Raw genomic sequence first — 20018 nt, 5'->3', positions numbered from 1 at the left:
TGCTATTCGCTCACCACCCCGGTCGGCGCCGTCTCAATCCGGAAAGCCGCCGAGATCAGCGCCCGAGTGTAGTCGGTTTGCGGGCGCTCGAAAATCTGTTCGGAGGGCCCTGTCTCGACCACCTTGCCGTTGCGCATGACGATGACCTCGTTGGCCAGCGCCCGCACCACCTTGAGATCGTGACTGATGAACAGATAGGCGAGGTCGTGCTTGGCCTGCAGGTTGCGCAAAAGGTCGACCACCTGAGCCTGGACGCTCATGTCGAGCGCCGAGGTCGGCTCGTCGAGCATGACGAAGCGAGGCTTGAGCACCATGGCGCGGGCAATGGCGATACGCTGGCGCTGCCCGCCTGAGAACTCGTGCGGATAGCGGAAGCGCGTCTCGGGATCGAGGCCGACTTCGCGCAGCACGTCGACGACCTTCTGGTCGCGTTCTGCCACCTTGAGCCGGGGTTCGTGGATCTTGAGCCCTTCCTCGATGATGTCGGCCACCGACATGCGCGGGCTGAGCGAGCCGAACGGGTCCTGGAACACGATCTGCATCTCGCGGCGCAGCGGGCGCATGGCACTGAAGCTGAACTTGTCTATCTCGCGGCCTTCGAAATCGATCCGGCCCTGCGACGAGATCATGCGCGTCAAGGCGAGCCCCAGCGTCGTCTTGCCCGAGCCGGATTCGCCGACGACGCCGACGGTCTGGCCGGCGCGCACCGAAACGTCGATGCCGTCGACCGCCTTCACATGGTCGACGGTCTTGCGGAAGAAGCCTTGCTTGATCGGGAACCAGACCTTGACATCGGAGCCCTGCATCACCGTCTTGGCCGACGCATCCACCGCCGGCGGCTTGCCCTTGGGCTCGGCGGCCAGCAGGTGGCGCGTGTAGCTGTGCTGTGGATTGTCGAAGATCTCCTTCGTCGGGCCGGTCTCGACGATCTGGCCCTTGGTCATCACGCAGACCCGGTCGGCGATGCGCCGGACGATGCCGAGATCGTGGGTGATGAACAGCATCGACATGCCCTTACGGGCCTTCAACTTGGCGAGCAACTCGAGGATCTGCGCCTGCACGGTCACGTCGAGCGCGGTCGTCGGCTCGTCGGCGATCAGAAGCTCGGGCTCGTTGGCGAGCGCCATGGCGATCATCACGCGCTGGCGCTGGCCGCCGGAGAGCTGGTGTGGATAGGCGTCGAGGCGCTTCTTGGGGTCGCGGATACCGACCTCTTCGAGCAGTTCGAGCGTGCGCGCCTTGGCCTGCCGCTCGCCCATGCCCTGATGCAGCGACAGCACCTCGACGATCTGCTGCTCGATCGTGTGCAGCGGGTTGAGCGAGGTCATCGGCTCCTGGAAGATCATTGTGATCTTGTTGCCGCGCACCTTGCGCAATGCGTTCTCGTTCAGGGAGAGCAGATCCTGGCCGCCGAACATCATCTTGCCTGAGGGATGGCTTGCCGGCGGATAGGGCAGGAGCTTGAGCACCGACAAGGCCGATACCGACTTGCCTGAGCCTGATTCGCCGACCAGCGCCACCGTCTCGCCCTTGGCGATGTCGAAGGAGATGTGGTCGACGGCGATTGTCGTCTTGCCGCCCTGGCTGAAGGCGACCGACAGGTCCTGGACGGAGAGGAGAGGGGCGCCGCTCACTTGAACGTCTTCCTTGGATCGAAGGCGTCGCGGGTCGCCTCGCCGATGAAGATCAGCAGCGACAGCATCACCGAAATGACGACGAAGCCGGACAGACCGAGCCACGGTGCGTTGAGGTTGCGCTGGCCTTGCTTCAGCAATTCGCCGAGAGAGGCCGAGCCGGGTGGCAGGCCGAAGCCGAGGAAGTCGAGCGAGGTCAGCGTCGAGATCGAGCTGTTGAGGATGAACGGCAGGAAAGTCAGCGTCGCCACCATGGCGTTGGGCAAAAGGTGGCGGAAGATGATGGTGCGGTTAGGCACGCCGAGCGCGCGGGCGGCGTTGACGTATTCGAAGTTGCGGGCGCGCAGGAACTCGGCCCGCACCACGCCGACGAGCGCCACCCAGGAGAACAAGAGCATCAGCCCAAGCAGGATGAAGAAGCCCGGCGGCAGGATGGCGGCGACGATCAGCAGCAAATAGAGCACCGGGATCGCCGACCAGATTTCGATGAAGCGCTGGAGCAGAAGGTCGGTCCAGCCGCCGAAATAGCCCTGCATGGCGCCGGCGGTCACGCCGATCAGCGCCGAGCCGGCGGTCAGGATCAGGCCGAACAGCACCGAGATGCGGAAGCCGTAGATGACGCGCGCAAGCACGTCGCGGGCCTGGTCGTCGGTGCCGAGCCAGTTCCAGTTGCCGACAGTGCAGTTGGGGTCGTCGACCCCGAGCGGATAGCGCTGGCAGCGCACGTCCTTGGCATACATCCAGGACGGCTTGGCGGGTGCCGCCTCGGGGATCTCGTTGTTGGTGGTGCGGTAAGAATAGCGCACCGGCGGCCAGATCGCCCAGCCATTGGCCGCGATCGCCTCCTGCACCACCGAGATGCGGTAGTCGGTGACCGGCAGGAAGCCTTCGTCGCCGAGGAAGGTCTCTTCGCCATAGTCGCTGATGATCGGTGAGTAGAACTCGCCCTTGAAGCGGATCAGAAGGGGCCTGTCGTTGGCGATCAGTTCGGAGAACAGCGACAGCACGAACAGCACGAGGAAGATCCACAGCGACCAGTAGCCACGGCGGTTGGCCTTGAAACTCAGCCAGCGCCGCTTGTTGATCGGCGAGAGCCAGGGCCGCTTGACCGGCACGGATACGGTGTCGACCGCCGACATCAGACGTCCCTCCGTTCGAAATCGATGCGAGGGTCGATCCACGTGTAGAGCAGGTCGGAGATCAGGCTGACGAACAGCCCCATCAGCGAGAAGATGTAGAGATTGGCGAACACCACGGGGTAGTCGCGGTCGAGCACCGAGCGGAAGCCAAGCAGGCCGAGCCCGTCGAGCGAGAAGATGTTCTCGATCAGCAGCGAACCGGTGAAGAAGGCCGAGATGAAGGCGCCGGGGAAGCCGGCGATGACGATCAGCATGGCATTGCGGAAGACATGGCCGTAGAGCACCCGGTGCTCGGACAGGCCCTTGGCGCGGGCGGTGACGACGTACTGCTTGCGGATCTCGTCGAGGAACGAGTTCTTGGTCAGCAGCGTGGTGGTGGCGAAGGCCGACAGCACGAGTGCCGTCAGCGGCAGCGCGAGGTGCCAGAGATAATCGAGCACCTTGCCGCCGAGCGACAGCTGGTCGAAATTCTCCGAGGTCAGGCCGCGCAGCGGGAACCAGTCGAAGAACGAACCGCCGGCAAACACCACCATCAAAAGGATGGCGAACAGGAAGGCCGGGATGGCGTAGCCGATGATGATGATGCCGCTGGTCCAGATGTCGAAGCTGGAGCCGTCCTTGACCGCCTTGCGGATGCCGAGCGGGATCGAGATCATGTAGGAGAGGAACGTGATCCAGATGCCGAGCGAGATCGACACCGGCATCTTCTCGAGGATCAGGTCGAGCACCGAGACGTCGCGGAAGTAGCTCTCGCCGAAGTCGAAGCGGATATAGTTCCACAGCATCATGAAAAAACGCTCGAGCGGCGGCTTGTCGAAGCCGAACTGCTTTTCGAGCTTGGCGATGAACTCGGGGTCGAGGCCTTGCGCGCCGCGGTATTTGGACGAGACTTCGCCACCCGCCGGGTCGAAACTGGTGTTACCGCCGAGGTCACTGCTGGCGCCTGACAGGCGGTCAGCGGCGTCGCCGCCCTGGCCGGTCAGCTTGGCGATGACCTGCTCGACAGGACCGCCGGGCGCGAACTGGATGACGGCGAACGAGATCGCCATGATGCCGAACAGGGTCGGGATCATCAGCAACACGCGGCGGAGGATATAGGCGCCCATCAGGCGAGGCCCCTCGAACGGAGCGCGGGTTCAGTCCTAGAAATCTCAGGTCTTGCCAATACGTGCAGCCTTGTCCTTGTCGAACCACCACATCGCCTCGACGGGAAAGCCGAAGTCCGGCTTCGGCTCCTTGAAGCCGAACATGTCCCAGAAGGCGGCGCGGTGATTCGCCGAAAACCAATTTGGAATCCAGTCTTGCCGGGCGCGCAAGAGTCGGTCGAGTGCGCGCATCGCAACCGTCAGCGATTCGCGATCCTTGGCCGCACCCACGGCGTCGATCAGCGCGTCGACGGCGGGATCGGCAGTGCCGGGCAGGTTGGTCGAGCCCTCCATGGTGGCCGAGCGCGAATGAAACAGCCCGTCGATCTCGTCGCGGCTGGGTGTCGCCGAAAACCCGGCCGCCGCCGATATGGCATCGTAGTCGAAGCTCGTCTGCCTGGCCTGGTATTGGGTCGAATCGACCAAGCGCAGCGTGGCCTCGATGCCGATCGCCTTCATGTTCTCTGTCCAGGGCGAGTAGACCCGCACGAAAGCGTCGTCGTCGACGAGGATTTCGAGCGTCAGTGGCTCACCCTTGTCGTTGCGCAGCCTGCCGTCTTTGCGGACCCAGCCGGCATCGGTGAGCAGTTTCGAGGCCTGGCCGAGCAGCTTGCGGTCGCGGCCCGACCCGTCCGAAGGCGGCTGCAGCACGGCTTCGCCGAAGGTCTCGTCAGGGATGCGGCCGCGGAACGGTTCGAGCAGCGCCAATTCGGCGGGCGAGGGCAGGCCCTCGGCCTTGTAGGCCGACTTCTCGAATGTCGACTGCGAGCGCTCGTAGGAGCCGTAGAACAGGTTGCGCTTGGTCCATTCGAAATCGAAGCAGAGGGCAACCGCTTGGCGCACGCGCGGGTCGCGGAAACGCGCGCGCCGCTGGTTCAGCGCCATCGCCTGCATCGTTGGGCGCTTTTCGCTGGGAAATTCGCGCTTGATCACCTTGCCGGCGGTGAAGGAGGGGAAGTCGTAGCCGGTCGCCCAGATGCGCGCCGTGGCCTCCTGGCGGAAATGGATGTCGCCCTTCTTGAAGGCTTCGAACGCAGCCTGCCGGTCCTGGTAGAACTCGACGCGGATGCGGTCGAAATTGTAGAGCCCTCGGCTGACCGGCAGGTCGCGGCCCCAGTAGTCGGCGACGCGCTCATATTCGATGGACTGGCCGGGCGAGACGCGGCCGACCTTGTAGGGGCCGGAGCCTATCGGCGCCTTGAGCTCCGAAGCGTCGAACGGATGGGTCTCGAAGAAGGCCTTGGCCGGAATGGCATAGGTCGCGATGTCGAGGATCGTGAGATCTGACTGCTTGCCGTCGAAGGTCAGCCGCAGCGTGTGCGGGTCGAGCGCCTTGGCCTCCTTGAGATGGCTGAGCGGCAGAAGCAGGTTGGGGTGGCCGTCCTTCTTGAACAAGTCGAAAGCGAAGACGGCGTCGTCGGCGGTAAATGGCGTGCCGTCGTTGAAGCGTGCCTCGGGCCGCAGCGCGAAGTCGAAGCTGTTGCGGTCGTCGGAAATCGTTACCGACTTGGCGAGCAGGCCGTAGATCGCGTCGGGCTCGTCGATCGCCCGCACCATCAGCGAATCGTAGCAAAGCTCCATGCGCGGCGGCGCGTCGCCCCGGGCGACGAAGGTGTTGAGCGTGTTGAAGGTCAGCGGGCTCTGGTTGAAGTACCAGTAGTTCGGCGAAAAATTGAACGTGCCGCCCTTGGGTGCGTCGAGATTGACGAAGTCGAAATGAGTGAAGTCAGGCCCGTATTTCAGGTCGCCGAAGGCTGACAGCCCATGCAGCCCAGTGCCGGTCGGGCTCGCAGCGAAGGCGCGGCCCGGGATGAACGGAGCGGCCGCTGCCGCGGCGCCGAGCGCCAGGAAGTCCCTGCGGGGGAGGCGCGTGCTCAATTGACGCCCTTGTACTTGGCGGCCAGCGCCGCTTCCTTGTCCTTGTCGATCCACCAGGAATTGATATCCGCGCCGATGAAGCCCGGCTGCTTCTCGGGGATGCCGAACTTGTTCCAGTAGGCCAGCCACAGCACGGAGCGGTGGTATTGCGGCACGACGTAGTAGTTCCACAAAAGGATGCGATCGAGCGCGTGGGTGGTGGCCAAAAGGTCGTCGCGGTCGGTGGCGAAGATGATGCGCTCGACAAGCGCATCGATCACCGGGTCGTTGATGCCCATGATGTTGCGCGAACCGGGCTTGGCCGCGGCCTTGGAGCCCCAGAAATCGCGCTGCTCATTGCCTGGCGACGACGACTGGTTGAGGGTCGTCGTCGTCACGTCGAAGTCGTAGTCGTTGATCCGATTGACGAACTGGCTGGTGTCGACCATGCGCAGCGTCGCGTCGATGCCGAGCCGGCGCAGGCTATCGATGAAGGGGCTCGCGATGACCTCGTCGGTGGCGTCCTTGCCGAGAAACTCGATCTTGAACTGCTCGCCCTTGTCGTTCATCAGCTTGCCGCCCTTGGCGCGCCAGCCGGCTTCGGCGAACAGGCCGATTGCCTGACGGAGATACTGCCGCTCGGCCTGCGGGGTGTCGTAGACCGGCAGCTTGAACTCCTCGGTGAAGAGCTCTGGCGGCAGCTTGTCCTTGTACTGCGTCAACAGCTCCAGTTCCTTGCCGGTGGGCAAGCCGCTAGAAGCCAGGTCCTGGCCCTGGAAATAGCTGCTGGTGCGGGTGTTGAGCCCGAAGAAGAGCGTGCGGTTCATGTATTCGAAATTGTAGGCCAGCGTCAGCGCCTGCCGGACGCGGCGATCCTGGAACTGCGGGCGCCGCAGGTTGAGCGCATAGCCTTGGAATGGCTCCCCCGACGTCGTCTTGAATTCCTTCTTGATGACGTCGCCTGCCTGGACGGCAGGGAAGTTGTACGCCGTCGACCAGCGCCGCGAACTGTTTTCCGGCTTGATGTCCTCGAATCCGCCCTTCTTGAAAGCCTCCCAGTCGGCGCTGTCGTCGAGGAAGTAAGCGTAGCGGCGCTTGTCGAAATTGTTGCGCCCGACATTGACCCCGACATTGGCTGCCCAATAGTCAGGGACGCGGGTCCAGACGATCTCCGTGCCCGGCTTGAAGCTCTCGACCTTGTAGGCGCCCGAGCCGAGCGGGATCTCGAGCGTCGGCCGGGTGATGTCGCGCTTCTTGCCCGACGCATCGGTTCCTTCCCACCAGTGCTTGGGCAGGACCACCAGATCACCCATGATCTTGGGCAGTTCCCGGTTGCCTTTCTGGTTGAAGCGGAAGGTAACCTCGCGTTCGCCCGTCGCCACCGCCTCGGTCACGTTGACGTAGTACTGGCCGTATTGCGGGCTGTTGTCCTTCAGGAAATTGAACGACCAGATAACGTCTTCAGTCGTGATCGGCTTGCCGTCATGCCATTTGGCACGCGGGTCGAGCCGATAGGTCGCGTAGGAATAGTCGGCCGGAAATTTGTAGGCGTCGGCGATCATGGGGTGGCTGGTGCTGGGCTCGTCTATCGACTGCTCCATCAGCGTTTCATAGATCAGCCCGCCGCCGAAGCCGACAAAGCCGGCCGCGGGCAGGCCTTTGACGATGTAGGGATTGAAGCTGTCGAACGTGCCGCCGACCGTCGAGTTCAGCGTGCCGCCCTTGGGAGCGTTCGGATTGACGAAATCGTACTGCTTGAAATCCTGGCCGTATTTGGAAACGCCGTTCAGGGACGAGCTGGTTTGCCATTCCTGGGCAGTCGCGGAAGCGATGGCGCTCGATAGAACCGCCACGGCGACACCTGCAATTGCAACAAACCTGGTAAGCCCAACCCTCATCGACACTCCCCTTCGCCCGGTGCTTCGCAACACTCTAATTCATTCCCGGCGCATGGAAACCGGCTGTTCGACAAATGTCGCCTTACGTTTGCGCCAGGCAACAAAAAAGCCGGGCTAAACCCGGCTTTTTCAAGATGCGAAGATTACAAATCGCTTAGTGGGCGGTTGCCGGAGCCGCCGGAGCGGCACCCTCGGCGGGAGCCGCAGGGGCTGCGCCTTCAGCCGGAGCTGCGGCAGGCGTGGCGGCCGGAGCAGCGTCAGCTGCGGGCAGCGCTGCCGGGCTGTCCGACTGCGAATTCAGGTAGGCGATCAGATTGGCGCGCTCGTCATCCTTCTTGATGCCGGCGAAGCCCATCGCGGTGCCCTTGATGTAGCCCTTGGGCGACGTCAGGAAGTGGTTGAGGTGCTCGAAGTCCCAGACGACCTTGCCGCCTTCCGAGAATTCCTTCATCGGGCCCGAATAGCCGAAGCCTTCATGCGAGGCGATCGGACGGTTGACCACGCCCCATAGATCCGGACCGACCTTGTTGGGGCCGCCCTTCTCGATCGAGTGGCAGGCGGTGCACTTCTTGAACACGGCAGCGCCCGCTTCGGCGTTGGCGCTGGCCAGGAGCTGGGCGATCGGCACGGCAGCCGGAGCAGCTTCGCCGCCGCCGGCACCTGCGCCGCCTTCTTCAGCAGCTTCGATGGCAAAGCCGGGCTTTTCGGGGACCGGTGCTGCGAAGATCGCGTCCGACACCAGCGAGATGGAGAACACCACAAAGGCAGTACCCAGCAGACCGCCAAGCACCTTGTTCATTTCAAATGAGTCCATACGCCCCTGGCTCCCTTATCCGGCCGATCGCCGTCCTCTGCGATCGCTGCCGTTCGTCGGTATCGTCTATCGCCCGGCTGGCCGGGTCAAATCGCGCGGAAACTAGGTCTTTTGCTTGCCGGTTGCAACACCTATAAGGGCCCTTCCAGTGAGACCTTTTGACACTTTCCAACACCATTTAGAAACAGTCGCCAAGCCATGTCCACCCTTGTCCTGATCCCCGCCCGCATGGCCTCGACTCGCTTGCCAGGCAAGCCCTTGGCCGACATTGCCGGCAGGCCGATGATCGTGCATGTCGCGGCCCGCGCTTCCGAATGCGGCCTCGGCCGCGTGGTGGTGGCGACCGACACCGACGTCGTGGCGGAGACGGTGAGGGCGCACGGCTTCGAGGCGGTGATGACTCGCGCCGACCATGAGTCGGGTTCGGACCGCATCTTCGAGGCGCTGACGACGCTCGATCCGAAAGGCGAGGTCGACACCATCGTCAACGTCCAGGGCGACCTGCCGACGATCGATCCGGCGATCATCCAGGCAGCGCTGCGGCCGCTGGAAGACAAGGCTGTCGACATCTCGACCCTTGGTGTCGAAATCACCCGCCACGAGGAAAAGGTCGATCCCAACGTTCCCAAGATCATCGGCTCGCCGCTGTCGGCGCAGCGGATGCGGGCACTCTATTTTACCCGCGCGACCGCACCCTGGGGCGACGGTCCGCTCTATCACCATGTCGGGCTTTATGTTTACCGCCGTGCAGCGCTCGAGCGCTTCGTCGGGCTTGGCCCGTCGCCGCTGGAAAAGCGCGAGCGTCTCGAACAGCTGCGCGCGCTGGAAGCCGGCATGCGCATCGACGTCGAGATCGTCGACACGGTGCCGCTGGGTGTCGACACGCCCGAACATCTCGAACGTGCCCGCGAACTTCTCTCGAACTAGAACAGACAGGCCTACCATGCCGACGACGACCAACAAGATTTCCTTCCAGGGCGAGCCTGGCGCCAACTCCGACACCGCCTGCCGCAACATGTTTCCCGACATGGAGCCGCTGCCCTGCGCGACCTTCGAGGATGCGTTCAACGCGGTGGAGACCGGCAAGGCCGATCTCGCCATGATCCCGATCGAGAACACGATCGCCGGCCGCGTCGCCGACATCCATCACCTGTTGCCGGAATCGAAGCTGCACATCGTCGGCGAATATTTCCTGCCGATCCATTTCCAGCTGATGGTCCTGCCGGGCGTGCAGCGCTCCGAGATCAAGACCGTGCACAGCCACATCCATGCGCTCGGCCAGTGCCGCAAATACATCCGCAAGAACAGCTGGAAGCCGGTGATCGCCGGCGACACCGCCGGTGCCGCCAAGCTCGTTTCCGAGGTCAAGGACCGGACGATGGCCGCCCTTGCGCCGCGTCTCGCAGCCTCGCTCTACGGTCTCGACATACTGGAAGAGAATGTCGAGGACACCGACAGCAACGTCACACGCTTCGTCGTCCTGACCAAGAACAAGCAGTGGGTCGAGCGTCCGAGCCAGGACGCCAAGATGATGACGACCTTCATGTTCCGCGTCCGCAACGTGCCGGCGGCGCTCTACAAGGCGATGGGCGGCTTCGCCACCAACGGCGTCAACATGACCAAGCTGGAGAGCTACCAGCTCGGTGCTTTCACCGCGACGCTGTTTTATGCGGACATCGAGGGCCATCCGGAAGATCCGGGTGTCACCCACGCGCTGGAGGAGCTGCGCTTCTTCTCACGCGAGGTGCGCATCCTCGGCGTCTACCCGGCGAGCGATTCCCGCGACGCGTGGCAGGTCGCCGACTAAGCGACACTTCTTTTCGATCAGACAGCGTCCGCCCAAGGGCGGATGAGCTGGTGGGCGATGGCGTGCCCGGGTGGCACCCTGAGCTCGCCGGGATGGGTGCCGGCGAGCATCTGCAGGATCTCCGCCCGTGGGAACCAGCGGCAGCGCCCGAGTTCGTCGGTGTCCCTTGATATGTCCACGTTCAGCGCCGCGGCACGCAGAACAACGGGGCCACCACCTTCTCACCGCAGATTGAATTGTGAGTTCGCCGCATCTGGCGCAGCATCGGCTGCGCTAGGACAATGTCATGGGCACGGCCGCGATCCAGGGAGAATTGTGGGGCGCTAAGGCGCGTGACTGGGCTGAGTTCCAGGAACCCGCATGGCGGCCGGTGTTCGAAAATATCATGACGCTGGCCGGTGTCCGGCGAGGCAACACGCTGCTTGATGTCGGTTGCGGTACCGGCGGATTGCTTGTTCTTGCGCGAGAGCGTGGCGCGGTCGTTGCGGGCCTCGACGCGTCGGAGGCGCTGGCGGCAATCGCACGGCAGCGCCTGCCCGACGCCCGCATCGAAATCGGCGAGATGGAGGAATTGCCCTTCGCCGACAGCGCTTTCGACATCGTGACCGGCGTCAACGCCTTCCAGTTCGCAGGCGACATGGTTCGCGCCCTAAGCGAGGCCGCTCGGGTCTGCGACAGTAGCGGTACCGTTTTCATGTTGGTTTGGGGCCAGCGCGAGAAATGCCAGTTGCAGTTGGCAGCGATGACCGCGCTCGGTCCGTTGCTGCCGCCATCGCCCGATTCTGCTACGCCGCCGCCTTCGAACCCCGGCGTGATCGAGGTGTTGATGGGGAAGGCCGGGCTTGAGCCGACCGATGGCGGGCAGCTTGACGCGACCATTGCTTTTCCCGATCGGGACACTGCCCTGCAGGCTTTCGCTTCGGCTGGGATTGTCACGCGCGCCGAGCGCCATTCGGGCGCCATCACAGTTCGCGACGCGCTCGTTGATGCAATCGCGCCCTATGTTCGTGCAGATGGTCAGGTCGCGCTTGCCAACCAGTTTCGCTGGGTGAGGGCAAGGCCTGTGCGCTAGTCGCTGTCGGCCCAGGTGCGGATGAGCTGGTGCGCGATGGCGTGGCCCGGCGGCACCCGGAGTTCGCCGGGATGGGTGCCGGCGAGCATCTGCAGCACCTCCGCCCGGGTGAACCAGCGGCAGTCCTCCAGTTCGTCGGCGTCGGTCGAGATGTCCTCGTTGAGCGCCTCGCCATAGCAGCCGATCATCAGCGAATAGGGGAACGGCCAGGGCTGGCTCGAATGGTAGACGACCCGGCCGAGCCGAATGCCGGCTTCCTCAAGCGTTTCGCGCCGCACTGCCGCCTCGATGGTTTCGCCCGGCTCTATGAAGCCGGCGAGCGCCGAATAGACGCCGGGCGCGAAGTGCCGGCCACGGCCCATCAGGCACTTGTCGCCCGACACCGTCAGCATGATGGCGACGGGGTCGGTGCGCGGGAAATGTTCGGTGCCGCACCCCGTGCAGCGCCGCTTGTAGCCGCCAGCGCGCATCGCGGTTTCAGCGCCGCAGCGGCCGCAAAAGCGGTGGCTGGCGTTCCAGGCAAGCAGTGCCGCTCCCTGCGCCAGGGCGCCGAGCCCGGCCTCGTCGGTCAGGCGTTGCGCCAGGATCGAGCGGAAGTCGACGGCTTTCAGGTGCTCCGGCAGGCCTTCTGGTTCGGCAGCGACGGGCAGGGCCAGCATGGCGATGTCGTCCGCGCGGCCGAGCAGGATCGCCTCGCCGGCCTGGGCACCCAATGCCTCGGCCGCGGCAAGCGTGAAATAGGGGCTGGCCGAACCGCCGCTGAAATCGAGCAGCAGCCGTCCCGATGCGACCAGCAGCAGCCTGGCGTCGGGCTCGGCGAGCGCCTTCACGGCGGAATCGTCGCTGCGCTTTTCCGACTGGCGGTCGATGATGTTGCCGGCGAAGCCGAGGAAATGGCTGGCTTCACGCTGGGGTGCGTCGAACAGGCTGAAAGGCATCTGAAACTCGGTCTGCGTCGTTTCGGCTGTTATAGAGCCGACTTGATGCGCTCGGCAAACCGGTGGAGATCGTCGCGGCGATAGGGCTCGCGCACGCCATGACCCCAGACAGGGCCGGGCCAGCCAGGATCGCCCTCGCTGCGGGCAACGACGTGGAAATGCAGCTGCCGGACGATGTTGCCGAGCGCGCCGCTGTTGATCTTGGCGCAGCCGGTGGCTTGCTTCAGCGCATGCGCCACCATGTTGCTCTCGAAGGTCAGCATCGCCTGGTCGAGCGGGGTCAGGTCATGGATTTCTTCGACACCGGGGCGTTGCGGCACCAGCACCAGCCATGGCCAGCGCTGGTCGTTCATGACGCGCAATTCGCAAAGGCCAAGCCACATCAGCGGTTCGCTGTCGGCGTCAAGACGCGAATCCAGCGTAAACCCGGCCTTGAGCCCCGACATCATTGGCGTTTCCCTTGTTTTGTTGAAGGCTAGAGTGTGGCTGTCACGGCTGCAAGCGAATCATTGAAAAGGCTGGCCCTGAAACTTTGGCGCAATGACGCATCGCGCGTTGCACCGATATGCTATGCGTCGAACGTCAGCGGAGATGCGCAATGTTTGCCGGTCAGATCGCCCTGGTTCTCGCGGCCGCCTTTGCCGGTGCGGCATTCTACATCAATTTCGCCGAACAACCCGCACGGCTTGGCCTCGACGACAAGAATCTGCTCGCACAGTGGAAACCGAGCTACGCCGCGGGCTTCACCATGCAGGCGAGCCTGGCATTCGGCTCCGGCGTGCTCGGCCTGCTCGCCGCCTGGCTGAGCGCGGACTGGCGCTGGGTGGTGGGGGCTGTGCTGATGCTCGCCAACTGGCCCTACACGCTGCTTGGCATCATGCCGACCAACAAGCGGCTCGAGGCGATACCGAACGAGGAGGGCGGTGCCGCCTCCCGCAGGCTGATCGTGCATTGGGGGACGTTGCATGCGCTGCGAACCGGCCTCGGCGTTGCGGCAACGCTTGCCTATCTCTGGGCGTTGAATTTCGCCACCGACTGACTGCCGGGCCGACATGTCGCCGAAGGGCTCTTGCAATTGGAGCGGCAATTGCCGATATGGAGGTTGGGAGGTTGGTGGTGGACGATCCACTCGCCAACCGGGTCAGGTCCGGAAGGAAGCAGCCCTAACGAGCCCGGAACGGGTCATTGTTCCAGCCTCCCGCCTCTTCGCCCTTCTCCGCGTCATTGACGGCGTTGCGCCGTGCGGGCGAAACTCGTTTCGCGGAATCGGCCTGTCGTGGTCGAGGCAGGGGCGCCAATACGAACGGGCGAGCGAACGGGGCGGATGAGCGAAGCCGGACAAACCGATAAGAGCAAGGCCTACCGCGTTCTCGCGCGCAAGTATCGCCCTGCGGATTTTACGGCACTCGTCGGCCAGGAGCCGATGGTCCAGACACTGACCAACGCCTTTTCCTCAGGCCGCATCGCCCAAGCCTGGATGCTGACCGGTGTCCGCGGTGTCGGCAAGACCACCACCGCCCGCATTTTGGCCCGCGCACTCAACTACAAGACGCCTGATATCGACCGCCCGTCGGTCGACCTCACAGTGCTAGGCGAGCATTGCCAGTCGATCATGGAAGGCCGCCATGTCGATGTCATCGAGATGGACGCTGCGTCCCACACCGGCATCGACGACATCCGTGACATCATCGACCGTGTTCGCTACGCGCCCGTTTCGGCGCGCTACAAGGTCTACATCATCGACGAGGTGCACATGCTCTCGACGCAGGCCTTCAACGGCCTGCTGAAGACGCTGGAAGAGCCGCCTCCGCATGTGAAGTTCATCTTCGCCACCACTGAAATCCGAAAAGTCCCGATCACGGTGCTGTCGCGCTGCCAGCGCTTCGACCTGCGCCGCATCGATGCCGGCAAGCTCGTCGGGCATCTCAAAAACATCGCCCAGCAGGAAGGCATTTCGGTCGAGGACGACGCACTCGCCATGGTCGCGCGCGCGGCCGAAGGCTCGGCGCGCGATTCGCTATCCATCCTCGACCAGGCTATCGCCCATGGCGGCGGCACGGTGACCACGGATGCGGTGCGCGCCATGCTCGGCCTTGCCGATCGGGCACGCGTCGTCGACCTGTTCGAAAACATCATGAAGGGCGACATCGCCGCTGCCCTTGGCGAGCTGCGCGCCCAATACGACACCGGCGCCGACCCGGTGGCCGTGCTCAACGATCTTGCCGAATTCACTCATCTTGTCACACGCCTGCGCTTCGTGCCGTCGGCGGCCGACGACGCGTCGCTGTCCGAGGACGAGCGCAAGCGCGGCGTGGAATTCGCACAATCTCTTTCCGTCAGGGTGCTGTCGCGTGCCTGGCAGATGCTGCTCAAGGGCATTCCCGAGGTGCAGTCGTCCAATCGCCCGGTGAGCGCCGCTGAGATGGTGCTGATCCGGTTGGCGCATGCCGCCGACCTGCCGACGCTCGATGAAGCGCTGAAATCGCTCGGCGATGCGCCGTCGCAGCCTTCCAGCGCGCCCCGCAATGGCGGCATGCCTGCCGGCGGCGGCAATGGTGGAGGCAGCACTTCGGCCGTGTCGCAGGCGCGCATGCCGGTCAGCAATGGCGGCGGCCAGGCGATGCGCCTGGTCGAAAGCGCACCCGCGCCGACGGCTTTTGTCGCGCCGACGCCCGCGCCGGAGCCCGTTGTCGATGCCGTGCCGGTGCGCACCATCGCCGAACTCGCGAACCTCGCCGAAGCCAACCGCGAAATGGCCTTCAAGGTGCTGATCCGCCGTGCCGTTCGCCCGGTGCGCATCGAGCCCGGCCATATCGAATGCAGCCTGACCTCGGATGCGCCGCGCACCTTCCTCAACGACCTGACGGTGAAGCTGAAGCTCTGGACCGGACGCCACTGGATGGTGTCGCTGTCCAAGGAAGAAGGCGGACCGACGCTGGCCGAGATCGAGGCCACCAAGCGCGAGGTCGCCCTGACCGATGCGAAGGCGGACCCGACGGTGGCGGCGATCCTGGCACGATTCCCTGGTGCCAAGATCATCGACGTGCGGCTGCCGACGTCGCCGGATGCGCCAGATATCGATACCGACACCGAGTTGCCGCCCGATCCCGGCGTGGACAACGACGATGACGACCCGTTCTGAGACGAAAGGACAAAGACGATGAAGGATCTCCTCGGCCTGATGGGCAAGGCGAAGGAAATGCAGGCCAAGCTGCAGGCCATGCAGGAAGAAGTCGCCCTGCTCGAAGCCACAGGCCAGTCCGGCGGCGGCCTCGTCACCGTGACGCTCTCCGGCAAGTCGGAAATGAAGGCACTGAAGATCGACCCGTCGCTGCTGAAGGAAGGCGAGGGCGAGATCCTCGAGGACCTGATCGTCGCCGCGCACAACGACGCCAAGGCCAAGGTCGAGGCGACGATGCAGGAAAAGACCAAGGCGCTGACCGCCGGCCTGCCGATCCCGCCCGGCATGAAGCTGCCGTTTTGAGGAACGGGCGAATAGGAAATAGCGAATAGTGGGGCGGCGCTTGAGGTTCAGGCGCCGTTTCTCGTTTTCCTACTCACTACTCACTACTCACTACTCACTCTCTAAAACCGAGTCACCACGCTGATCCCCAGCCCTTCGAAGCGGTCCATCGCCATCAGCGCGGCCGGGGCTTGGTCGAGGCTGATGTGCTTGCCGACGAGCAATTGCGGCGTGAGCTTGCCCGCCTCGATCATCTGCATCATCGCCTCGTAGCGGAACGCCTGCATGCCGTGGCTGCCGAGGATTTCGAGCTCGTGGGCGATCACCTTGCCCATCGGGATTTTCGGGTCGGCATGGTCGCCCAGCATCAACCCGACCTGGACGTGGCGTCCGCGCCGGCGAAGGTTGGCGATCGAATTGTAGCAGGTCGCGGGATGGCCGAGCGCGTCGAGCGACAGATGCGCACCGCCGCCGGTCAGTTCGCGCACCGCGCCGACAACGTCGGTCTCGCGTGACGCATTGATCGTCGCCACCGCACCCATTTTTCGCGCAAAGTCGAGCTTCTCGTCCGAAAGGTCGATGGCGATCGCGTTGGCGCCTGAGGCCGCAGCGATCATGATCGCCGACAGGCCGACGCCGCCGCAGCCATGCACCGCCACCCATTCGCCCGGCTTGACCCGGCCCTGGTCGACGACCGCGCGGAACGAGGTGACGAACCGGCAGCCGAGGCTGGCCGCGGTGACGAAATCCATGCTGTCGGGCAGCCGCACAAGATTGGTGTCGGCAAAGTCGACGGCGACATATTCGGCGAAGGAGCCCCAGGCGGTGAAGCCGGGCTGGAACTGGTGCTCGCAGACCTGGTGATTGCCCGAGGTGCATTCGAAGCAGCGGCCGCAGCCGCCAACGAAGGGCACGGTGACGCGGTCGCCTGCCTGCCAGCGCGTGACCAGCCGCCCGGCTGCAACGATGACGCCGGCGAGTTCGTGGCCCGGCACATGCGGCAGGGTGATGTCGGCGTCGTGTCCCATCCAGCCATGCCAGTCGCTGCGGCAGAGCCCGGTGGCCTCGACCTTGATCACCACGCCGCCGGGTGCCGGCGCCGGCTCGGCGACATTCTGGACCTTCGGCGGTTGCCCAAATTGCTCGAACAGCACGGCTTTCACGGTCGCCTCCAACTGATTTCGGCCGCCTGAAAGCGCGCCTTTTCTTGTCATCGACCGACCATATAGCGACCGGGCGTTGCAGAGGCGAGCCTTGCAAAGAGACGCGATCGGCCGCTCGGCCATCATTTTGCCTGAAACGGACGCATTCTTGCTGCAATCTGGGGACGTGGCGGGCATACGAGAGGGGCGCTTTTGATCGCCAAAAATTGGAAGATGCCGATTCTTGTCGGCGTCGTCGCCTCGCCGTTCATCGTTTCCGGGTGCACCACCAGCAAGCTTGCTGACGGCATCACCACGAGTTCGGTTCGTTCGGGTTCCTACGCCTATACGGCGAAGGACAAGGAATGCTTGGCGCGCGCGATGTTCTTCGAATCCAACCGCTCGAGCCGCGACGGCCTCGTTGCCGTCGGCAGCGTCGTCATGAACCGGCTCAAGTCGGGCGAGTATGGCGACAGCGTCTGCGGCGTGGTTGGCCAGAAGGGCCAGTTCGCGCCCGGCGTGCTGTCGCGGCCGATGAATTCCCAGGCCTTGCCGGACGTGCAGGCGGCGGCGGAATCCGTGCTCAAGGGCGAGCGCCACCCCAAGGTGAAGCCCGAGGTGATGTTCTTCCACACCGCCGGGCTGAAGTTCCCCTACAAGAACATGCACTACACCACGGTTGCCGGCGGCAACGCCTTCTACGAGAAGCGCAGCCGGCGCAAGCTGCCGGTGGCCGAGCCGGAAACGATGGTTGCGTCCGTAGCACAGCCGGCGCTGCCCGGCGTCGTCGACGCGCAACCTACAACGGTCGCCTCCGCCGGCACCGATGCGGCACTGGCCAGCGCGATGTCCTTCCAGGCGACGCCGGAAGATGCCGACGCCATTGGCGCGCTCATCGCCAGCCAGGACCGGCCGATGCAGGAGTGAGCGAATAGTCAGTAGTGAGTGGAGGAACGAGGTCGCAGCCGCTTCCCTGTTCACTATTCACTACTCACCATTCCCTACTCGTTTTATATCGCTTCCATGTCGAAGCGAATCGCCGGTCCCGAGATCGAACGCCTGATCCAGCTTTTGGCCAAGGTGCCGGGGCTCGGCCCGCGTTCGGCCCGCCGTGCCGCCCTTCACCTGATCAAGAAGAAGGAACAGCTGCTCGCGCCGCTGGCCGCCGCCATGGGCGAAGCAGTCGACAAGGTGCGGGTGTGCTCGACCTGCGGCAATGTCGATACCTCCGACCCCTGCATGATCTGCACCGACCCGCGCCGCGACCCCACCACCATCATCGTCGTCGAGGACGTTTCCGACCTCTGGGCGCTGGAACGGGCAGGCGCGATGAACGCGAAGTTCCATGTGCTCGGCGGCACGCTGTCGCCGCTCGACGGCATCGGCCCGGACCAGCTGACCATCAAGCAACTTGTGACCCGCATTGCCGAGGGCGGTGTCAGCGAGGTCATCCTGGCGGTCAACGCCACCGTCGAGGGCCAGACGACCGCACATTATCTCACCGACCAGCTCTCCGGTTTCGACGTCAAGGTGACGAGGCTGGCACACGGCGTGCCAGTCGGCGGCGAGCTCGATTATCTCGACGAAGGCACGCTGTCGGCGGCGTTGAAGTCACGGACCGTGTTTTGACGTAATTGGCTTGCAGGGAGGCTGGATGAAAAGACTTTCAGCGCTGCTTTCGCTCCGTCCCACCCCCCTCTGGCCTGCCGGCCATCTCCCCCTCATGGGGGGAGATCAGCTGTCATCGTTCTCAGCGCCAATCGGCAGCGTTGCAAGGCGGGCTGTGAAGCCAAAGCTGCCAATCTCCCCCCTTGTGGGGGAGATGGCCGGCAGGCCAGAGAGGGGCGCGACGAAACGCAAGCCTTCAACACTGGCTGCCTTGTTTGCAGTGGCTTTCGCCGCGCTTCTGTCCGCCGCCCCCGCCTCCGCCGCCAAGATCGACGACCAGTTCCAGGCTTGGCTCACCAAGGACCTCTGGCCGGAAGCCAAGGCCAAGGGCATCTCCAAGGCGACCTTCGACGCGGCCTTCGATGGGGTAAGACCCAATCTCAAGCTGCCCGACCTCGTGCTGCCGGGCGAAAAGCCCAAGACGCCGAAGAAGCAGCACCAGGCCGAGTTCGGCTCGCCGGGCAACTACTTCTCTGAGAAGACGCTGGGTGCCGTCACCGCGGGCGGGCGCACCCGCGCCGGCGCCAACGCCAAAACGCTCGCCGCGATCGAGAAGCGTTTCGGCGTGCCCGGCGGCGTGGTGCTGGCGATTTGGGGCCGTGAGTCGGGCTTTGGTGCTGCCAAGATGCCTTATGATGCCTTCGAGGTGCTGGGCACCAAGGCGTTCCTGGCGACCCGCAAGGACATGTTCCGCAAGGAGCTTCTGGCCGGTTTGGAGATGGTCGAGCGCGGGCTGGTCAGCCGTAAGGCCATGCGCTCGTCCTGGGCCGGCGCGCTCGGCGAGCCGCAGTTCCTGCCGACCTCGTTTCTCAAGCACGCGGTCGATTTCGATGGCGACGGCCGCGCCGACATCTGGAACTCGACGCCCGACACGCTGGCCTCGATCGCCAACTATCTCGTCCACTATGGCTGGGTGAAGGGCCGCGACTGGGGTTTCGAGGTGACGCTGCCCGACAGTGTCTCCTGCGCCTTGGAAGGCCCCGACCAGGGCAAGAAGATTTCAGACTGGGCCGCCATGGGCATCAGCCGCGTCGGCGGCAAGCCGTTCCCGCAAAACGAGGCGCGGGCCGAAGGTTTCCTGATGATGCCCGCTGGCCGCAATGGCCCGGCCTTCATCGTCACGCCCAATTTCTACGTGCTCAAGGAATACAACGAGAGCGACGTCTACGCGCTGTTCATCGGCCACGGCGCTGACCGGATTGCGTCAGGCGACAAACGCTTTGCGGGTAGCTGGGGCAAGGTCGACGGGCTCTACCGCTCCGACGTCGCCTCGATGCAACGCGGGCTGGAGAAATTGGGCTACGACGTCGGCGGCGCCGACGGGTTGCCTGGCTTCAAGACGCGACGGTCGATCGGCGACTGGCAGGCGAAGAACGGCCGGACGGCGACGTGTTTTCCGGATAAGGGGATCGTCGAGGCGATGCGGTAGCGCTCTTCCTTC

General features: G+C 64.3%; 19 protein-coding genes and 1 other RNA gene. 10 read left to right on the top strand and 10 right to left on the bottom strand.

Annotated elements, in window-relative coordinates:
- Positions 1 to 2: 2 nt before the first annotated feature.
- The 6 genes from ACSQ3E_RS24570 to ACSQ3E_RS24545 form a co-directional block, all read right to left on the bottom strand.
- Positions 3 to 1634, bottom strand: a complete 1632-nt coding sequence (locus ACSQ3E_RS24570; protein WP_436124656.1) for an ABC transporter ATP-binding protein — start codon at positions 1632 to 1634, stop codon at positions 3 to 5.
- Positions 1631 to 2773, bottom strand: coding sequence for an ABC transporter permease (locus ACSQ3E_RS24565; protein WP_436124655.1), 1143 nt, complete (start codon positions 2771 to 2773; stop codon positions 1631 to 1633). The genes ACSQ3E_RS24570 and ACSQ3E_RS24565 overlap by 4 nt, the downstream gene beginning before the upstream one ends.
- Positions 2773 to 3879 (bottom strand): microcin C ABC transporter permease YejB, encoded by a 1107-nt coding sequence (locus ACSQ3E_RS24560; RefSeq protein ID WP_310319473.1) that lies wholly within the window; start codon positions 3877 to 3879, stop codon positions 2773 to 2775. Before ACSQ3E_RS24560 ends, ACSQ3E_RS24565 begins: the two co-directional genes overlap by 1 nt.
- A 45-nt stretch (positions 3880 to 3924) precedes the next feature.
- Positions 3925 to 5796, bottom strand: coding sequence for an extracellular solute-binding protein (locus ACSQ3E_RS24555; protein WP_436124654.1), 1872 nt, complete (start codon positions 5794 to 5796; stop codon positions 3925 to 3927).
- On the bottom strand, positions 5793 to 7673 hold the full coding sequence (locus tag ACSQ3E_RS24550; protein ID WP_310319466.1) for an extracellular solute-binding protein: 1881 nt from the start codon (positions 7671 to 7673) through the stop codon (positions 5793 to 5795). Before ACSQ3E_RS24550 ends, ACSQ3E_RS24555 begins: the two co-directional genes overlap by 4 nt.
- 154 nt (positions 7674 to 7827) lie before the next feature.
- Positions 7828 to 8487, bottom strand: a complete 660-nt coding sequence (locus ACSQ3E_RS24545) for a c-type cytochrome (protein WP_310319463.1) — start codon at positions 8485 to 8487, stop codon at positions 7828 to 7830.
- A 198-nt stretch (positions 8488 to 8685) separates the two neighbouring features.
- Here ACSQ3E_RS24545 and ACSQ3E_RS24540 point away from each other — a divergent pair, with 198 nt between their 5' ends.
- Both ACSQ3E_RS24540 and ACSQ3E_RS24535 read left to right on the top strand, forming a co-directional pair.
- Positions 8686 to 9414: a 3-deoxy-manno-octulosonate cytidylyltransferase gene (locus ACSQ3E_RS24540; protein ID WP_436124653.1), complete on the top strand. Its 729-nt coding sequence runs from the start codon at positions 8686 to 8688 to the stop codon at positions 9412 to 9414.
- 16 nt (positions 9415 to 9430) lie between these two features.
- On the top strand, positions 9431 to 10294 hold the full coding sequence (locus ACSQ3E_RS24535) for a prephenate dehydratase (RefSeq protein WP_436124652.1): 864 nt from the start codon (positions 9431 to 9433) through the stop codon (positions 10292 to 10294).
- Positions 10295 to 10311: 17 nt separating this feature from the next.
- On the opposite strand, the gene ACSQ3E_RS24530 is transcribed toward ACSQ3E_RS24535, so the two are convergent.
- A complete protein-coding gene (locus ACSQ3E_RS24530; protein WP_436124651.1) occupies positions 10312 to 10473 on the bottom strand; it encodes a hypothetical protein in 162 nt (53 codons plus the stop codon).
- A 107-nt stretch (positions 10474 to 10580) separates the two neighbouring features.
- Here ACSQ3E_RS24530 and ACSQ3E_RS24525 point away from each other — a divergent pair, with 107 nt between their 5' ends.
- Complete coding sequence (locus ACSQ3E_RS24525; protein WP_436124650.1) at positions 10581 to 11366, top strand: class I SAM-dependent methyltransferase; 786 nt, start codon at positions 10581 to 10583, stop codon at positions 11364 to 11366.
- On the opposite strand, the gene nudC is transcribed toward ACSQ3E_RS24525, so the two are convergent.
- Both nudC and ACSQ3E_RS24515 read right to left on the bottom strand, forming a co-directional pair.
- Positions 11363 to 12304 carry an NAD(+) diphosphatase gene (gene nudC / locus ACSQ3E_RS24520; protein ID WP_436124649.1) on the bottom strand — a complete coding sequence of 314 codons (942 nt, stop codon included), beginning with the start codon at positions 12302 to 12304 and terminating at the stop codon, positions 11363 to 11365. The genes ACSQ3E_RS24525 and nudC overlap by 4 nt on opposite strands.
- A gap of 29 nt (positions 12305 to 12333) precedes the next feature.
- Positions 12334 to 12753, bottom strand: coding sequence for an HIT domain-containing protein (locus tag ACSQ3E_RS24515; RefSeq protein ID WP_436124648.1), 420 nt, complete (start codon positions 12751 to 12753; stop codon positions 12334 to 12336).
- Positions 12754 to 12902: 149 nt separating this feature from the next.
- On the opposite strand from ACSQ3E_RS24515, the gene ACSQ3E_RS24510 reads away from it, so the two are divergent.
- The 4 genes from ACSQ3E_RS24510 to ACSQ3E_RS24495 all read left to right on the top strand — a co-directional run bounded on the left by ACSQ3E_RS24510 (position 12903) and on the right by ACSQ3E_RS24495 (position 15788).
- Positions 12903 to 13343 (top strand): DUF1772 domain-containing protein, encoded by a 441-nt coding sequence (locus ACSQ3E_RS24510; protein WP_436124647.1) that lies wholly within the window; start codon positions 12903 to 12905, stop codon positions 13341 to 13343.
- A 66-nt stretch (positions 13344 to 13409) separates the two neighbouring features.
- Positions 13410 to 13506: signal recognition particle sRNA small type (gene ffs / locus ACSQ3E_RS24505), an RNA gene on the top strand.
- Positions 13507 to 13628: 122 nt separating this feature from the next.
- Complete coding sequence (locus ACSQ3E_RS24500) at positions 13629 to 15446, top strand: DNA polymerase III subunit gamma/tau (protein ID WP_436124646.1); 1818 nt, start codon at positions 13629 to 13631, stop codon at positions 15444 to 15446.
- An 18-nt stretch (positions 15447 to 15464) separates the two neighbouring features.
- Positions 15465 to 15788 (top strand): YbaB/EbfC family nucleoid-associated protein, encoded by a 324-nt coding sequence (locus ACSQ3E_RS24495; protein WP_115733461.1) that lies wholly within the window; start codon positions 15465 to 15467, stop codon positions 15786 to 15788.
- A gap of 101 nt (positions 15789 to 15889) precedes the next feature.
- Here ACSQ3E_RS24495 and ACSQ3E_RS24490 read toward each other — a convergent pair whose 3' ends face one another.
- A complete protein-coding gene (locus ACSQ3E_RS24490; RefSeq protein ID WP_436124645.1) occupies positions 15890 to 16930 on the bottom strand; it encodes a zinc-dependent alcohol dehydrogenase family protein in 1041 nt (346 codons plus the stop codon).
- A gap of 213 nt (positions 16931 to 17143) precedes the next feature.
- On the opposite strand from ACSQ3E_RS24490, the gene ACSQ3E_RS24485 reads away from it, so the two are divergent.
- The 3 genes from ACSQ3E_RS24485 (at position 17144) to ACSQ3E_RS24475 (ending at position 20006) form a co-directional block, all read left to right on the top strand.
- Positions 17144 to 17836: a cell wall hydrolase gene (locus ACSQ3E_RS24485; protein ID WP_436124644.1), complete on the top strand. Its 693-nt coding sequence runs from the start codon at positions 17144 to 17146 to the stop codon at positions 17834 to 17836.
- Between the two features lie 96 nt (positions 17837 to 17932).
- Positions 17933 to 18538 (top strand): recombination mediator RecR, encoded by a 606-nt coding sequence (gene recR, locus ACSQ3E_RS24480; protein WP_310319429.1) that lies wholly within the window; start codon positions 17933 to 17935, stop codon positions 18536 to 18538.
- Between the two features lie 193 nt (positions 18539 to 18731).
- Complete coding sequence (locus ACSQ3E_RS24475) at positions 18732 to 20006, top strand: lytic murein transglycosylase (protein ID WP_436124643.1); 1275 nt, start codon at positions 18732 to 18734, stop codon at positions 20004 to 20006.
- Positions 20007 to 20018: the final 12 nt, after the last annotated feature.

The organism is Aminobacter sp. LjRoot7 (genome assembly GCF_964252895.1).
In the GTDB taxonomy this organism is placed as follows: Bacteria; Pseudomonadota; Alphaproteobacteria; order Rhizobiales; family Rhizobiaceae; genus Aminobacter; species Aminobacter aminovorans_B.
The sequence above is the reverse complement of the archived record's forward strand: the minus strand, read 5'-3'. Positions and strand labels throughout refer to the sequence as shown.

Bases quoted from the DNA above. Each gene is read 5' to 3' on its own strand.
- ACSQ3E_RS24565 (WP_436124655.1), bottom strand. From the start codon at position 2,773: ATGTCGGCGGTCGACACCGTATCCGTGCCGGTCAAGCGGCCCTGGCTC.
- ACSQ3E_RS24560 (WP_310319473.1), bottom strand. From the start codon at position 3,879: ATGGGCGCCTATATCCTCCGCCGCGTGTTGCTGATGATCCCGACCCTG.
- recR (WP_310319429.1), top strand. From the start codon at position 17,933: ATGTCGAAGCGAATCGCCGGTCCCGAGATCGAACGCCTGATCCAGCTT.
- nudC (WP_436124649.1), bottom strand. From the start codon at position 12,304: ATGCCTTTCAGCCTGTTCGACGCACCCCAGCGTGAAGCCAGCCATTTC.
- ACSQ3E_RS24515 (WP_436124648.1), bottom strand. From the start codon at position 12,753: ATGATGTCGGGGCTCAAGGCCGGGTTTACGCTGGATTCGCGTCTTGAC.
- ACSQ3E_RS24535 (WP_436124652.1), top strand. From the start codon at position 9,431: ATGCCGACGACGACCAACAAGATTTCCTTCCAGGGCGAGCCTGGCGCC.
- ACSQ3E_RS24540 (WP_436124653.1), top strand. From the start codon at position 8,686: ATGTCCACCCTTGTCCTGATCCCCGCCCGCATGGCCTCGACTCGCTTG.
- ACSQ3E_RS24485 (WP_436124644.1), top strand. From the start codon at position 17,144: ATGCCGATTCTTGTCGGCGTCGTCGCCTCGCCGTTCATCGTTTCCGGG.
- ACSQ3E_RS24550 (WP_310319466.1), bottom strand. From the start codon at position 7,673: ATGAGGGTTGGGCTTACCAGGTTTGTTGCAATTGCAGGTGTCGCCGTG.
- ACSQ3E_RS24475 (WP_436124643.1), top strand. From the start codon at position 18,732: ATGGCCGGCAGGCCAGAGAGGGGCGCGACGAAACGCAAGCCTTCAACA.
- ACSQ3E_RS24510 (WP_436124647.1), top strand. From the start codon at position 12,903: ATGTTTGCCGGTCAGATCGCCCTGGTTCTCGCGGCCGCCTTTGCCGGT.
- ACSQ3E_RS24500 (WP_436124646.1), top strand. From the start codon at position 13,629: ATGAGCGAAGCCGGACAAACCGATAAGAGCAAGGCCTACCGCGTTCTC.
- ACSQ3E_RS24495 (WP_115733461.1), top strand. From the start codon at position 15,465: ATGAAGGATCTCCTCGGCCTGATGGGCAAGGCGAAGGAAATGCAGGCC.
- ACSQ3E_RS24525 (WP_436124650.1), top strand. From the start codon at position 10,581: ATGGGCACGGCCGCGATCCAGGGAGAATTGTGGGGCGCTAAGGCGCGT.
- ACSQ3E_RS24545 (WP_310319463.1), bottom strand. From the start codon at position 8,487: ATGGACTCATTTGAAATGAACAAGGTGCTTGGCGGTCTGCTGGGTACT.